Origin of the sequence: Methylomonas rhizoryzae (assembly GCF_008632455.1) — a bacterium.
GTDB classification, from domain to species: domain Bacteria; phylum Pseudomonadota; class Gammaproteobacteria; order Methylococcales; family Methylomonadaceae; genus Methylomonas; species Methylomonas rhizoryzae.
The window spans coordinates 453,768-467,054 of the sequence record NZ_CP043929.1 but is presented as its reverse complement, the minus strand read 5'-3'; the positions used below and the strand labels follow the sequence as shown (position 1 = coordinate 467,054).

The 13,287-nt window shown below is 51.6% G+C and carries 16 protein-coding genes and 1 tRNA gene; 6 read left to right on the top strand and 11 right to left on the bottom strand.

Features of this window, described 5'->3' with window-relative positions; all coding sequences use genetic code 11:
• Positions 1-13: 13 nt before the first annotated feature.
• Both dut and coaBC read right to left on the bottom strand, forming a co-directional pair.
• Positions 14-469: a dUTP diphosphatase gene (gene dut / locus F1E05_RS02130; protein ID WP_150046338.1), complete on the bottom strand. Its 456-nt coding sequence runs from the start codon at positions 467-469 to the stop codon at positions 14-16.
• Complete coding sequence (gene coaBC / locus F1E05_RS02125) at positions 441-1,652, bottom strand: bifunctional phosphopantothenoylcysteine decarboxylase/phosphopantothenate--cysteine ligase CoaBC (RefSeq protein ID WP_408631332.1); 1,212 nt, start codon at positions 1,650-1,652, stop codon at positions 441-443. The genes dut and coaBC overlap by 29 nt, the downstream gene beginning before the upstream one ends.
• Before the next feature lie 85 nt (positions 1,653-1,737).
• On the opposite strand from coaBC, the gene radC reads away from it, so the two are divergent.
• Complete coding sequence (radC, locus tag F1E05_RS02120; protein WP_150046336.1) at positions 1,738-2,412, top strand: RadC family protein; 675 nt, start codon at positions 1,738-1,740, stop codon at positions 2,410-2,412.
• Between the two features lie 341 nt (positions 2,413-2,753).
• Positions 2,754-3,119, top strand: a complete 366-nt coding sequence (locus F1E05_RS02115) for a hypothetical protein (RefSeq protein WP_232056748.1) — start codon at positions 2,754-2,756, stop codon at positions 3,117-3,119.
• A 239-nt stretch (positions 3,120-3,358) separates the two neighbouring features.
• Here the strand turns inward: F1E05_RS02115 and pth are convergent, their stop codons facing one another.
• The 7 genes from pth to F1E05_RS02080 all read right to left on the bottom strand — a co-directional run bounded on the left by pth (position 3,359) and on the right by F1E05_RS02080 (position 8,818).
• Positions 3,359-3,925, bottom strand: a complete 567-nt coding sequence (gene pth, locus F1E05_RS02110; RefSeq protein WP_150046334.1) for an aminoacyl-tRNA hydrolase — start codon at positions 3,923-3,925, stop codon at positions 3,359-3,361.
• A gap of 15 nt (positions 3,926-3,940) precedes the next feature.
• Complete coding sequence (locus F1E05_RS02105) at positions 3,941-4,546, bottom strand: 50S ribosomal protein L25/general stress protein Ctc (RefSeq protein ID WP_150046333.1); 606 nt, start codon at positions 4,544-4,546, stop codon at positions 3,941-3,943.
• Between the two features lie 46 nt (positions 4,547-4,592).
• A complete protein-coding gene (locus tag F1E05_RS02100; RefSeq protein ID WP_150046332.1) occupies positions 4,593-5,546 on the bottom strand; it encodes a ribose-phosphate diphosphokinase in 954 nt (317 codons plus the stop codon).
• Between the two features lie 34 nt (positions 5,547-5,580).
• Positions 5,581-5,655 (bottom strand) — tRNA-Gln (locus tag F1E05_RS02095).
• A complete protein-coding gene (gene ispE, locus F1E05_RS02090) occupies positions 5,635-6,549 on the bottom strand; it encodes a 4-(cytidine 5'-diphospho)-2-C-methyl-D-erythritol kinase (RefSeq protein ID WP_232056747.1) in 915 nt (304 codons plus the stop codon). Before ispE ends, F1E05_RS02095 begins: the two co-directional genes overlap by 21 nt.
• Positions 6,534-7,040, bottom strand: coding sequence for a lipoprotein insertase outer membrane protein LolB (gene lolB / locus F1E05_RS02085; RefSeq protein ID WP_190303226.1), 507 nt, complete (start codon positions 7,038-7,040; stop codon positions 6,534-6,536). Before lolB ends, ispE begins: the two co-directional genes overlap by 16 nt.
• Positions 7,041-7,099: 59 nt before the next feature.
• Positions 7,100-8,818: a tetratricopeptide repeat protein gene (locus F1E05_RS02080; protein WP_150046330.1), complete on the bottom strand. Its 1,719-nt coding sequence runs from the start codon at positions 8,816-8,818 to the stop codon at positions 7,100-7,102.
• Positions 8,819-8,962: 144 nt separating this feature from the next.
• On the opposite strand from F1E05_RS02080, the gene hemA reads away from it, so the two are divergent.
• The 4 genes from hemA to F1E05_RS02060 are packed head-to-tail and all read left to right on the top strand — an operon-like array spanning position 8,963 to position 12,604.
• The gene (gene hemA, locus F1E05_RS02075; RefSeq protein ID WP_150046329.1) at positions 8,963-10,213 is read left to right on the top strand and encodes a glutamyl-tRNA reductase; all 1,251 of its coding nucleotides are present in this window, start codon (positions 8,963-8,965) and stop codon (positions 10,211-10,213) included.
• A gap of 6 nt (positions 10,214-10,219) precedes the next feature.
• Positions 10,220-11,305 carry a peptide chain release factor 1 gene (gene prfA, locus F1E05_RS02070; RefSeq protein ID WP_150046328.1) on the top strand — a complete coding sequence of 362 codons (1,086 nt, stop codon included), beginning with the start codon at positions 10,220-10,222 and terminating at the stop codon, positions 11,303-11,305.
• 31 nt (positions 11,306-11,336) lie between these two features.
• Complete coding sequence (gene prmC / locus F1E05_RS02065; RefSeq protein WP_150046327.1) at positions 11,337-12,185, top strand: peptide chain release factor N(5)-glutamine methyltransferase; 849 nt, start codon at positions 11,337-11,339, stop codon at positions 12,183-12,185.
• The gene (locus F1E05_RS02060) at positions 12,182-12,604 is read left to right on the top strand and encodes a Mov34/MPN/PAD-1 family protein (RefSeq protein WP_150046326.1); all 423 of its coding nucleotides are present in this window, start codon (positions 12,182-12,184) and stop codon (positions 12,602-12,604) included. Before prmC ends, F1E05_RS02060 begins: the two co-directional genes overlap by 4 nt.
• 99 nt (positions 12,605-12,703) lie before the next feature.
• Here the strand turns inward: F1E05_RS02060 and F1E05_RS02055 are convergent, their stop codons facing one another.
• Both F1E05_RS02055 and F1E05_RS02050 read right to left on the bottom strand, forming a co-directional pair.
• Positions 12,704-13,012 (bottom strand): GIY-YIG nuclease family protein, encoded by a 309-nt coding sequence (locus F1E05_RS02055; RefSeq protein WP_150046325.1) that lies wholly within the window; start codon positions 13,010-13,012, stop codon positions 12,704-12,706.
• Entirely contained in the window at positions 13,009-13,284 is a 276-nt protein-coding gene (locus tag F1E05_RS02050) for a hypothetical protein (RefSeq protein ID WP_150046324.1), read from the bottom strand. The genes F1E05_RS02055 and F1E05_RS02050 overlap by 4 nt, the downstream gene beginning before the upstream one ends.
• Between the last annotated feature and the right edge of the window lie 3 nt (positions 13,285-13,287).

The window sequence follows — 13,287 nt, the reverse complement described above, 5'->3', positions numbered from 1 at the left end:
CACCTTTTAAAGGTCAGTGCCGCCCGCTGTGACCGAAACCGCCGCTAGCGCGACTGCTCACGTCGAATTCTTCGACATAGTCGAACTCGGCTTGCACGACAGGCACAAACACCATTTGGGCGATGCGTTCGCCGATCTGTACCGTAAATGCCTGTTCGCTACGATTCCAACAAGACACAAAGATTTGCCCCTGATAATCCGAATCGATCAATCCCACCAAATTACCTAGCACTATGCCGTGCTTATGCCCTAAGCCTGAGCGCGGCAATAAGACCGCAGCTAGCCCAGGGTCCGCTATATGCACGGCCAGTCCGGTCGGAATTAAAACCGTTTCTCCCGCCGCTATGACGATGTCTTGGTCCAGACATGCGCGTAAATCCATTCCCGCAGATCCTACCGTAGCGTAACTAGGCAGGGGAATTTCGCGGCCTAGCCTAGCGTCAAGGATTTTCAAGCGGATTTTTTTCATGCATCTTCTCTTCGATTAATCTTAAAAGCTGTTTCGCCAAACAACGCTTGGTCGCCAGCGGCAACAGCCTGCTCCCCCCGCGCCAGTATACTTGCAGCGCATTGTGATCGCTGTCGAATCCGCCTTCGTTGCGCCCTACCCAATTGGCAGCAATCATGTCCAAATTTTTTTGCTGTAACTTGTCTAGCGCATAGGCTTCCAGATCGTCGGTTTCCGCAGCGAAACCAACGACAAAGGGCTTGGCCGGCAATGCCGTTACTGCGGAAATAATATCCGGGTTTTGCACTAACGCTATGCTGCCGACCTCTTGCTGCTTCTTGATTTTAGCAGGGGCTACAGCCACAGGCCGATAATCGGCCACCGCAGCGGCGCCGATATAGAGATGAGCGCATCCGGCCTCGCGCAGCACCGCATCGTACATCTCCAACGCCGATTCGACTGGCACCAAACGTAGCGATTTCGGCGGCGGCAATTGCACCGGGCCACTGACTAAAACCACTTCCCCGCCCATGGCCGCAGCCGCTTCCGCTAAGGCATAACCCATTTTTCCGGAGCTACGGTTGCTGATGAATCGCACCGGATCCAGGGGCTCGCGGGTCGGTCCAGCGCTAATCACAACTTTAACCCCTGCCAGCGACCGGTCGCTAACGCACGCAGCCTCTACACATTCGACAATCCGCTCGGGCTCGCTCATACGGCCGAATCCGGTTTCTCCGCAAGCTTGCTCGCCGGGTTCCGGCCCCACTAGCTGGACCCCGTGCCGTCGCAATGTGTCAATGTTTTCTTGCGTAACTGCTTTATTCCACATCGCTTGGTTCATAGCCGGCGCCGCAATAACCCGAGATTCGGCAGCAAGATAAATCGTGGACAGTAAATCGTCGGCAATACCGTGAGCCATTTTTGCAAGAGTATCGGCACTGGCAGGTGCAATCAGCAACAAATCCGCCCAGCGAGCCAGATCGATATGCCCCATGGCCCGCTCCTGTGCCGGATCGAACAGCTCATTATGAACCGGCTGTCCGCTTAACGCCTGCAACGTCAGCGGCGTGATAAACGCACCTGCGTTCGCGCTCATCACCACTTTGACCGCATAGCCGCGCTTGCGCAACAAGCGAATCAATTCGGCGGACTTATACGCTGCGATACCGCCACACACTCCAAGCAATATATTTTTAGAACTAATGACCAGCCTCCGTAGTTAATTGCAAATTATGGCAAATTCATTTACATCCTTCTATTTTTATATCGTCGCGCCAGCAGGAGTAGCTATGAGCATTAAAGAATGGCCCGCCGATGAACGCCCCAGAGAGAAGTTGATGCGCAAAGGCGCGAATTCTCTAACTGACGCCGAACTATTGGCGATTTTTTTGCGTACCGGCACCGCCGGAACATCCGCCGTAGAAATGGCACGATCGCTTTTGCAAGAATTCGGTTCCTTGCAAGCTCTATTGGCCGCTGAACATGAACGTTTTTGTCAATGTCACGGCCTAGGCGATGCAAAATACGCACAATTGCAAGCCGTATTAGAAATGGCGCGCCGCTATTTCGCGGAAACGATTACCCGCGGCAACGCGTTGACCAGCCCTGATGCAACTCGCGCCTATCTACACGCCCAATTGCGCAACTATAGCTACGAAGTTTTCGCATGCCTATTTTTGGATAGCCAACACCGCGTCATTCAATGGGAGGAAATGTTTAGAGGCACCATCGACAATGCGAGCGTTTACCCGCGCGAAGTGGTTAAAAAAGCCTTGAGCTGCCACGCGGCTGCCGTCATTTTTGCGCACAATCACCCATCCGGCATCAACGAACCCAGTCAGGCGGACCGACACATAACCGACCGGCTGAAACAAGCCTTAGAATTGTTCGACATTCGCGTGCTGGACCATTTTATCGTCGGGGACGGAGCACCGTTTTCCTTTGCCGAGCACGGCTTAATTTGATCAGTTGGAACACGACAGGATTGTTTGCTGGAAAACCCGCAGGTACGGAAAATTACGCCTGCCTTCCATATGACTGCGGCAAGTTTTGTCACGCGCTTGAAACATACCCGGCACTGTTGTCTGGTATAATTCTTTCGCTTTACACGACTACTGTTTCGATAGCGGCGTGATCAAGCCCCTCCTCCCGAGGGTAAGGCGCTCGGGGTATTAATCACGTGTAGATGGCAAATTGCAAAGGCGCAGTTTCGACCACCTCTATATTACCAATCGCATTATTGTCCCGAATCTTGATATCACCTTAGTCATTAAGACAATTTCTTTAAAAACACCTTAGGAATATTATGACCAAAAAAATTATTATTGCTTTCGCATTGTTGTTCACTTTGCTGGGTTTCAATAGCTCCGCCTTCGCGGAAGGCGCCAAGCGTAAAGCTCCTGAAGTCTTGAAAGAAGTCGATGCTAAAATTCAAGAAGCCTTGGCTTCTGTTGCCGCCGGAAACGCCCAAGAATTGACTTCAAAAATTTCGGAAATTAACGAATTGGCGGGCGAAGCCAGTGCCAACTATAAATTCGAATTCGAGCGCGACAAAGTGAGACAACGTTTGAAAGCCGCTAGATTGGCTTCTAAAAAATCCGACTTAGCCGGTGCTGAACAAGAACTGAAAGCCGCTAAAGAAGGATTCGCCAAGCTGGCAAACTTCCTGTAATCCGTTGAGCTGCGATAGACGTTTTCGCAAAAAAAGGGGCGCAAGTAGCGCCCCTTTTTTATTGCACCCCTCGAATTAAACTAGAAGTTTCACAGCATTAAAAGGAATGCGCAGGTAGATAGAACGGATTTGAAGGGTTTTCCGCGTACAGCGCAGAGACCATTACAATGGATACAACCTATTAGTGCTGTCAAATTTCCGGGAAACATCAACACCTGCTTCAACTCATTGCGAGTTGCTTACGAGCCAAATTTCGTATTAATCGTATTGATATCCACTGAAACCAAACTGGAAATTTCGGCCGCAAGCCTAGCAAATAATTCATCGAAAGCCTCTAGTGCCTGACTAGAAGGCTTCGACAAAACGTAATCGGCGATATTGGCACCGGAATTTGGCCTACCGATTCCAACCCTAAGCCGGAAAAAATCCCTGGTATTCAGATGAGCAATTATATCTCTTAGACCGTTGTGACCGGCATGCCCGCCGTCCCGCTTTAACCTCACCAAGCCTTCCGCCAACTCTAATTCATCGTGTACCACCAACAATTCTTCCGGTTTCAGTTTGTAGTAATGCAGCATTTTCGTAACGGAAATTCCGCTTTTATTCATGAAAGTCATAGGTTTCAGTAATAACACATTACAGCCGAAACCAAGGTAGGTTGCGACATCACCCGAGAATTGGGCGTTATGACTCCATTTACCGCATGACGTAGAAAGCAGGTGGTCCAAAAAAAGAAACCCGGCATTATGCCGGGTCTTTTGGTATTGGGGGCCGGGATTTCCCAGTCCCACAATCAACTTAATCATGCAGAGGATCCGCTTCTAGGCTTGAACACCCTCGTCAGAGCCGCCTCTGCCTTTCGCAACCTGCACAACCGGATGATCGTGCTCCGGACCGTGCTGCAACTCGGGAATCTCTACGCCAGCCGGCAACACCAAATTAGACAAGTGCACGGTTTCACCCAAGTCAACGTTAGCCAAATCGACTTCAATGAATTCGGGTAAAGCGGATGGCATACAGACCACCTCGACATCGACCATTGCATGGTTAATCACCCCGCCTTTTTTGACCCCGACTGAAGTCGATTCATTGACAAAATGCAAAGGCACTCTGACTTTCAATTTGTGCGTCTCGTCGACACGCATGAAATCGATATGCAGAATCTGCGGCTTTGCAGGGTGGCGCTGAATTTGTTTGAGAACGGCTTTCTCGGTACGTCCATCGACCTTTATATCTAAAACGTGCGAATAAACCGCTTCGTGAACCAAGTGTTTTAAAAGATCATTGTGATCTAAAGTTAACATTTCCGGTACTGCTGTCCCGCCGTAAAGCACTGCAGGAACTTTGCCTTGACGACGAATCGCTTTCGCCGCTCTTGTGCCGGCCGCACCGCGTACCTCTGCAACAAACTCAAATACGTTAGCCATGTTTAATTCTCCAAAATCTGCTTTACCAGCACTCTCTAAACGTTACTTAATCTACGTAAAGCGAGCTTACAGACTCGCCCACCGCAATCCGCCTTATCGTTTCAGCCAACATTTCAGCAACGCTCAACTGTCGAATTTTGCCGATTGCTTTCAATTCATCCGTCAACGGGATAGTATCAGTCACTACCAGCTCGTCCAATACGGAATTCCGCACGTTCTCGGCAGCCTTCCCGGAAAGCACCGGATGCGTACAATACGCCACTACCTTGACCGCACCATGCTTTTTCAGCGCTGCGGCTGCATGGCAAAGCGTACCGGCGGTGTCGACTAGATCATCGACCATGACGCACGTTCTGCCAACGACGTCGCCGATGATGTGCATAATCTCAGACACATTCGGCCTAGGCCTGCGCTTATCGATAATGGCCAAGTCAGCATCCCCAAGACGCTTCGCTAACGCGCGTGCCCTTACAACTCCGCCCACATCCGGGGAGACGACGATTAAATTCTCGTATTCTTGCTTCCACACGTCACCCAACAAAATGGGCGAAGCATACACATTGTCGACCGGAATACCGAAAAAACCTTGTATCTGATCGGCATGCAAATCTACGGTCAAAGCCCTATCCGCACCGGCATGCCCGATCATATCCGCCACCAACCGCGCCGTGATAGGCACCCTGGCCGAACGTGAACGCCTGTCTTGGCGCGCATATCCGTAATACGGAATAACAGCGGTAATTCTCGCTGCCGATGCCCTACGCAAAGCATCGATCATGACCAATAGTTCCATTAAATTTTCGTTCGTAGGCGTGCATGTCGGCTGCACCACGAACACATCCCGTCCGCGAACGTTTTCCTCGATTTCTACAAAGATCTCGCCATCACTGAAACGACCTACCGTGGCCATGCCCAAACGCATATTCAGCTTCCTAACAATACCTTCGGACAGTGCCCTATTGGCATTACCCGAAAATACCATAATCGAAGCATCGCGCATTCAAAGGACCTCGAGGATATAAGCTAAGATGATGTGGCTGGGCTGCTAGGATTCGAACCTAGGTATGCGGGGATCAAAACCCCGTGCCTTACCGCTTGGCGACAGCCCAATTACTGAACTCAACATTTCCCTGTCCTAATTGCTTATAAAGCAATGATTGATTCATCCCTTTTGCCAAGAAGACAGACCAATCTTTACTAAGGGATTGACAAGCCGCTCTTGCATCATGCTCCGTGTCGAACAATGCAAAAACGCAAGCTCCAGTCCCTGTTAGTCTTGCCTTCGAATATACGGACAGAGCATCGATTGCACTTTGAACAGGAGGATACAGCTTACTCACTACCGCAGTGCAATCATTGCATTCATCCCCTGCAATGAAGTCCTGCATTGTGATTGAATTACTATTTCTTGTCAACTCTTCTGCGGAAAAAATTTGCCCCGTATTGACATGACAATCCGGCTTTATGATGACCATCCACTTTTCGGGGACATCGATATAAGCCAACTTTTCTCCAACCCCTTCCGCCCAGGCCGAATGACCGTACACGAAGATAGGCACATCCGCCCCAAGCTGCAAACCCAACGCCTGCAACTCTTCCTGCGGCAAATTCACCCCCCACAATCGGTTCAAAACTACCAGCACGGTGGCTGCGTCGGAACTTCCGCCGCCCAAACCGCCACCCATTGGTAGATGCTTCTCAAGTTCGATAACTACCCCGTGCCGACAAGCGGTGTGCGATTTTAACAATTGCGCGGCTCGCACAGTGAGATCTTCGGTTTCCGGCACATTAGGCGTAGGCGTTCGCAATCTGACCCGCCCGCTTTCATCCGGATAAAACGTTAGCCAATCGCATAAATCCAATAATTGGAAGACGGTTTGCAAATTGTGATAACCATCGGCTCGCCGCCCGGTGATGCGTAACATCAGATTGATTTTTGCCGGCGCCGGCCATTTACAGCCCCACCCCGCCATCTGATCGTTTATGTTTACAGCAGATTCCATTGATCGATAACCAACTTTATTCTTGTTTTATCCCTAACCGCCGATATTTTCCGCGGTAACGCACCTGAGCTTACCGCTTGCAACTCCGAATAACGAACCAACCAACCGGCCTGATAAAAGCCTCCCTCTTGCGAAACGGCCTGAAGATTAGGATCCGCGCCGCCTAACACCCAATAGCGCAAAGAATCCACTGGTATTTCCATGCCGAATTGCTCTCGCATCACATTTTCGGGAGAACCGTCATAAGTGGTGCGGCTTTCACCATCATCGACGATCACTTGCTCCGGCGTGACGATCAATATCACCCGACCTTGCGACAAGGGACCGGACAAATCAATCTGGTCCTTGTTACCGTTATGCTGCCATTCTATCGACATGGAAGCCGAATCCTGATCGTCGGCAACCGCCAAGCGCCCCTGAAAAACCCAATTTTCATGCCGTTCCGAAATCCCTGCAAACTCAGACAACAAACCGCCCCTACTCGCCGACATGGGCGCACAAGCCGTTAACAAAACGAGCAAAACCAAAGCCGAACAGTAATAAGCCATCGTTATTCGGGAAGAAAACGATTCTTAAAATTCAACAAATACTCGTCGTCGGGAAAGCGCTTGAACACACCGATAAAAAAATCTTTCGCCTCTTGCGTTTTACCCATCACCCACAACACTTCGGCTATGTGCGCCGCTATTTCGTTTTCCGGTTGTTTTTCGTAGGCCTTGCGTAAATATTCCAGCGCCAATTCGTATTTTCCGCGCTTGAATTGCAACCAACCGTAACTATCTATAATCACCGCTTCGTCCGGCTTCAAGTGCAACGCTTTTTGCAAATGCCTTTCCGCTTCGTCATAGCGTTCGGTTTTATCGGTCAGCGTATATCCCATTGCATTTAAGGCGCCAACGTCGTCCGGATTGCTTTGCAAAATTTTGCCTAAATCCGCCTCCAACACATCCAACCGTCCCAGTCTTTCAGCCACTAAAGCTCTGGCATACAACACGTCACGCGACTCCGGCGCCTCTTTTAACGCTTCAGTTAACATATCGTAAGCTTCTTGATAGCGACCGGTCTGATTGTAAAGCTCGGCCTTCATCAGCAAAATGCGCAAATGCTTGTCCGGATATTTACTATTCAAACGCCCCATTCTAGTCTCGACCTCATCCATGTCTTTCTGCGATAACAACAGCGAAATAGCCGCCAGATCGGCATCGAATCCGAATCCTTTCGCTCCGGCCCTATCAAACCATTGCAAGGCCTTATCGGCATGCTGTTTATCCAGCTCTATTTTTCCTAAATAAAAGCTGGCCTGAGCCTCCCACTCTTTATTGCCCAGCAATTTTTCCAAATGGCTTTCAGCCTTATCCACTTGCGCTTGCTGCAAACTGATCATGGCCAACATAAACAACATTTCGCCATCCTCCGGGTTTTCGTCTAAAGACGCCTGACATAAGCGAATTGCGTCATCGAACGCCCCGGTGTTCATCAATACCTCTAACAGCATTTTTCGCAGCTGCTTGTCGTCCGGCGCTTGTTTGTAAGCCTTCTGCAAATATTCGCGGGCCTTATCCATATCCCCGGAGCGGCCGGCAAGTTGCGCTTGAAAAATGATGGCTTTATTCCAATCCGGTTGCAACTCCAGCACTCGGCCGATTTTTTGCTGTGCGACTTCGTTGTTTTTTTGCAAGGAGGCGACTACGGCTTGCAGAAATAAAACCCCGGTATCGTCAGGGTGAGCTAACGCCAAATCATTGAGCACGTCGTCCATGAAGGGCAATCTCCCCTCTTTTTCCAAACCCTTGACCATCTCCAACATGCCGGTTTCGAAACCCGCCGGGTCTTCCAACAAAATAGCATCGAGATTCTCGACTGCACTTTCCCTATCGCCGCTTTTTACCGCAAGCAACACGGCAAACTTTCGGGCCGGCAGATTTTTTTCGTCCTTGGACAACCAAATATCCAACGCTTCCCGGGTGCGCTTACCGTCTTTTAAAAACATGCCGATACGCACGGCTCGCTCGGCGATGCGCGCATCCTCCACCCGTTTGGCGGCTTGCAAATAAGCATCCAGCGCCAAATCATACTGATCACGCTGACCGGCCAACTCCGCCGCCATCAGCAAATAGAGAACTTCTTCGTCGATAACCGTGTTTTGGTTAGGCCTAGCCGCCAAGGCTTCTTGCGAGCTTATCGTCGTCGCAGTTTCCGGCGTAGTCTCCGGCGCCATAGCACAGCCCGACGCACACAAAGCCATGGCAATACCGATCCATTTATTCATGCAATTCAAATATCCCGACGTGTAAATTACAGATATAGAGTATCAGAAAATACTCGTAGTTCAGTTTAAGCTTGTATTAGATTTGGATAAAAACAACGCTTTACTTAAAATGGCGTACTTTCACAATGCCTTAGATTGTTAACGATGACGTTACTCGCCTTAGGGATCAACCACAATACTGCGCCGGTCGCAATTCGCGAACGCCTGGCGTTTCCTGCGGATATCTTGGACAACACCCTAAAAACGTTGCGCAACGTGCGCGACATCAGCGAGGCCGCGATCCTTTCCACTTGCAATCGCACCGAATTTTATTGCCACAGTCAAAGTGAAGATCAAAGCCCTTTGATAGCATGGATAGCCGATACCAAACTCATCCAACCTGGGGAATTCACCCCGTACCTATACAGCTACAAAGACAGCCAATCCATCCGGCATATGTTCCGCGTAGCTTGCGGACTGGATTCGATGATTTTGGGAGAACCGCAAATCCTCGGGCAGATGAAAACCGCCTACCACGCCGCAAACCAAGCCGGAACGCTAGGCAAGAACCTCAGCAAGTTGTTTCATCATACGTTTTCGGCCGCCAAGAAAGTGCGGACCGACACAGCGATCGGCTCCAGCCCGGTATCGGTCGCCTTCGCCGCAGTTCAACTCGCCCAGCAAATTTTCGACAAACTCAGCGATCAAACCGCATTGCTGATCGGTGCCGGAGAAACCATAGAACTGACCGCCCGGCATCTTTTCCAGCACGGCATAGGCCGGATTATCATCGCTAACCGAACCTTCGACAAAGCCCACAGTCTGGCTATGCAGTTTAACGGATACGCGATTGCCCTGTCCGAAATTCCCGATCATTTGGCCGAAGCCGATATCGTCGTTTCTTCCACAGCCAGTCAATTGCCGATTTTGGGTAAGGGCCGGGTGGAAAGCGCGCTGAAAAAACGCAAACGCAAGCCGATGTTCATGGTCGATTTGGCCGTGCCGCGCGACATTGAAGCCGAGGTGGAGCAATTGCGCGACGTATATTTGTACACGGTGGACGACTTACAAAACACCGTCAATCAAAACATGGATTCGCGTCGCCGGGCAGCCGAGCAAGCCGAAGAAATCATAGACACTCAGGTTGAACACTTTTTAGCTTGGCTGCGTTCGCAAGGCGCCCAAGAAACCATACGCGATTTCCGCTTACAAGCCGAACAAACTCGCGACGAAGTGCTGGCCAAAGCCATCTCGCAATTACAAGGCGGCGCCTCGGCGGAAGAAGTATTGCAACGTCTGGCCCATAGCTTGACTAACAAACTGATACATACTCCGTGCGCGCAGCTGCGGGAAGCCGGCTCGAATGAGCGCCACGACTTAATCGCCGCATCGCGAGAAATTTTCAAATTACGTTAATCCCGAATGAAGCCCTCAATTCGCACCAAACTGGAAAATCTAGCCGAACGTTTCGAAGAGATTACCGCCCTTTTGACCCAACCGGAAGTGCAAAGCAACCAAAACCAATTCCGCAGCCTCAGCCAAGAGTACGCGCAACTGGAGCCCATCGTTGCCTGCTACAAAGCCTACCAAGACAACGAAGCGGACTCGGAATCCGCCAAGGAAATGGCCAAAGACAGCGACCCGGAACTGCGCGACATGGCCAAGGAAGAACTGGCAGAGACGGAGCAAAAGCAGGAACAACTCGAACAAGACTTACAAATTTTGCTATTGCCCAAGGATCCAAACGACAACCGCAACGTATTCTTGGAAATTCGCGCCGGCACCGGCGGCGACGAAGCTGCAATTTTCTCCGGCGACTTGGCACGCATGTATCAACGCTACGCCGAACGCAAAGCCTGGAACGTGGAAATCATTAACGAAAACCGCGGCGAACACGGCGGATACAAAGAAATCATCATGCGCGTCAGCGGTCAGAACGTGTATTCGCAGCTTAAATTCGAATCCGGCACCCATCGCGTGCAGCGCGTTCCGGAAACCGAATCGCAAGGCCGGGTGCACACCTCCGCTTGCACGGTGGCCATCATGCCGGAAGTCGACAGCGTAGACGAAATCGACATCAATCCGGCCGATCTGCGCATAGACACCTATCGCGCGTCAGGCGCCGGCGGCCAGCACGTCAACCGGACCGATTCGGCCATTCGGATCACCCATATACCGACCGGCGTAGTCGTGGAATGTCAAGACGAACGTTCGCAACACAAGAATCGGGCCAGAGCCATGTCGGTGTTGCAAGCACGCCTGTTGGCTGCCGAACAGGAAAAGCAACAGGCCGAACAATCCGAAAGCCGTAAATTACAAGTCGGCAGCGGAGACCGCTCGGAGCGGATTCGCACGTACAACTTTCCGCAGGGCCGTTTGACCGACCACCGCATCAATTTGACCCTTTACAAATTGGAAGACATCATGGAAGGCGACCTTGAGCCTGTGATTCAGCCATTGATCCACGAACATCAGGCTGAATTACTGACGCAGCTGGGCAATGCCTAATTGCACGGCACGGAGGTCTGCGGCCGCCACTATGTCCTCTTCCATTACCGTACTGCTGCAATCGGCCGCGATGCAGCTTGCGCCAACCAGTGAAACGCCGGAGCTGGACGCCGAAGTGTTGTTATGCTTTTGCTTGCAAAAGCAACGTTCCTATCTGCGCGCCTGGCCGGACAATTGTCCTGCGCAGGCCGATGTCGAATGTTTCTTCGACTTGATCGAACGTAGACGCCAAGGCCTACCCGTTGCCTATTTGACCCAAACCAAAGAATTTTGGTCGCGCGAATTTCTGGTAACCGACGCGGTACTGATTCCCCGTCCCGATACCGAACTCTTGGTGGAACTGGCGCTGGAGCGCCTACCCAAGCAACCGCCAGGCAAACTGCTCGATCTGGGTACGGGTTCCGGCATAATCGCCCTGAGCTTGGCTGCAGAACGCCCCGAGAGTGTCGTGCTTGCTGTCGACATGAGTCCTAAAGCGCTGGCAATAGCCAAACAAAACGCCAGCCGCCTCGGGGTCGAAAACGCCCGTTTTTTAGAATCGGATTGGTTCGAAAACATTGTCGACTACGGTTTCGACATTGTGGTCAGCAATCCGCCTTATATCGCAGCCGGCGACCCGCATCTAAGGCTCGGCGACCTGCGCTTTGAACCGCAATCCGCGCTGATCGGCGGCGTGGACGGGCTACGCGACATCCGCACAATTGCCGAACAAGCCGGCCAGCGTCTGAAACCCGGCGGGCATTTACTGGTAGAGCATGGTTACGATCAAGCCGAAGCCGTGCGGCAACTCTTTCAACACTACGGGTATCGCAACATCCGCAACCATGCCGACCTAGCCGGCAACCCGCGCGTCACGTCAGGGATAAGGAGCTTTACATGATCGAACAAGAAATTTGCCTACCGCGAAAATTAACCAACCAATTGCTGCATTTGGCGCAGGCCTCGCCTCAGCAGGAAATTTGCGGTTTGATAGGCGCCAACGCCTTCGGCAAGCCGGTTAGCTGCTATCCGGTCGCCAACAGCGCGGAACATCCGCAAAACCGCTATTGTATGGAACCCGGCCAGCAAATCGCGGCAATGAAAGCCATGCGCGACAAACAGGAAACCCTGTTCGCCATCTTCCATTCGCACCCGGAAACACCCGCAATACCCTCAGCCACCGACATTGCCCAGGCGAATTACCCGCAAACGCTCTATCTAATCATCTCCATGGGCACCAAAGGCGTGTTGGAGTTACGCGCGTTCAACATAGACGGTTCAACTGTAAAGGAACGTCGCTTGTGTTTGGTGGAAAATTAAGGCGATGGCCAAGCGTGAATTCACCCGATTCGCGCCGAAATTTTATTCAGCCATTGGACCGGTCGCTTGGGTGAACATAGTTTTCGCCGGAAATCTGCCCTAACATGCCTGATCGCGCCGGCCAGCGATACCGATTGAAGTAGCGACCGGCGCCTGCGCAATTAAACTTCGCTTTTGTTCCGACTTTAACCGCTTGATCGCACGCTCGCGGCGGCTGGCTTGCGACTTGTCGTAGCCGTTTTCGATATAGGCAATCCGCAGCGGACGGCGAGTTCTGAAAAATTTTGCCCCCTTGCCGCTCGCGTGTTGCCGAAAGCGCCGGTCCACGTCGGTACTAATGCCGGTATATAAAGCACCGTCGCTACATATCACGATATAAACCGACCAAGCCTTAGGCGATTCGCTCAATCGCCGGCCTTGTTTAGCAACAAATTGACCGCCGCGGCGGCCAACACTCCAACGCCTACATACGCATAACGCACGATAAAAATCAGCATGCCGCTCGGGTTATGGGTAGCCGCGTCTTTGATACCGGGAGTCACCGTTAAACTCCAAATCAAAGCCGCTAGAAAATACACCACCACGCCGGATATGCTCCAAGATACCGGCGCCCTGCCGGATCGGTCGGCCGTGCTGTAAAACCAGTATCCGATTGCCAAAGCCGCTACTACCCCTAACATACC

Coding starts and splice junctions, on each gene's coding strand:
- dut (WP_150046338.1), bottom strand. CDS start 469: ATGAAAAAAATCCGCTTGAAAATCCTTGACGCTAGGCTAGGCCGCGAA.
- radC (WP_150046336.1), top strand. CDS start 1,738: ATGAGCATTAAAGAATGGCCCGCCGATGAACGCCCCAGAGAGAAGTTG.
- F1E05_RS02115 (WP_232056748.1), top strand. CDS start 2,754: ATGACCAAAAAAATTATTATTGCTTTCGCATTGTTGTTCACTTTGCTG.
- pth (WP_150046334.1), bottom strand. CDS start 3,925: ATGATTAAGTTGATTGTGGGACTGGGAAATCCCGGCCCCCAATACCAA.
- F1E05_RS02105 (WP_150046333.1), bottom strand. CDS start 4,546: ATGGCTAACGTATTTGAGTTTGTTGCAGAGGTACGCGGTGCGGCCGGC.
- F1E05_RS02100 (WP_150046332.1), bottom strand. CDS start 5,546: ATGCGCGATGCTTCGATTATGGTATTTTCGGGTAATGCCAATAGGGCA.
- ispE (WP_232056747.1), bottom strand. CDS start 6,549: ATGGAATCTGCTGTAAACATAAACGATCAGATGGCGGGGTGGGGCTGT.
- lolB (WP_190303226.1), bottom strand. CDS start 7,040: ATGTCGGCGAGTAGGGGCGGTTTGTTGTCTGAGTTTGCAGGGATTTCG.
- F1E05_RS02080 (WP_150046330.1), bottom strand. CDS start 8,818: ATGAATAAATGGATCGGTATTGCCATGGCTTTGTGTGCGTCGGGCTGT.
- hemA (WP_150046329.1), top strand. CDS start 8,963: ATGACGTTACTCGCCTTAGGGATCAACCACAATACTGCGCCGGTCGCA.
- prfA (WP_150046328.1), top strand. CDS start 10,220: ATGAAGCCCTCAATTCGCACCAAACTGGAAAATCTAGCCGAACGTTTC.
- prmC (WP_150046327.1), top strand. CDS start 11,337: ATGTCCTCTTCCATTACCGTACTGCTGCAATCGGCCGCGATGCAGCTT.
- F1E05_RS02060 (WP_150046326.1), top strand. CDS start 12,182: ATGATCGAACAAGAAATTTGCCTACCGCGAAAATTAACCAACCAATTG.
- F1E05_RS02050 (WP_150046324.1), bottom strand. CDS start 13,284: ATGTTAGGGGTAGTAGCGGCTTTGGCAATCGGATACTGGTTTTACAGC.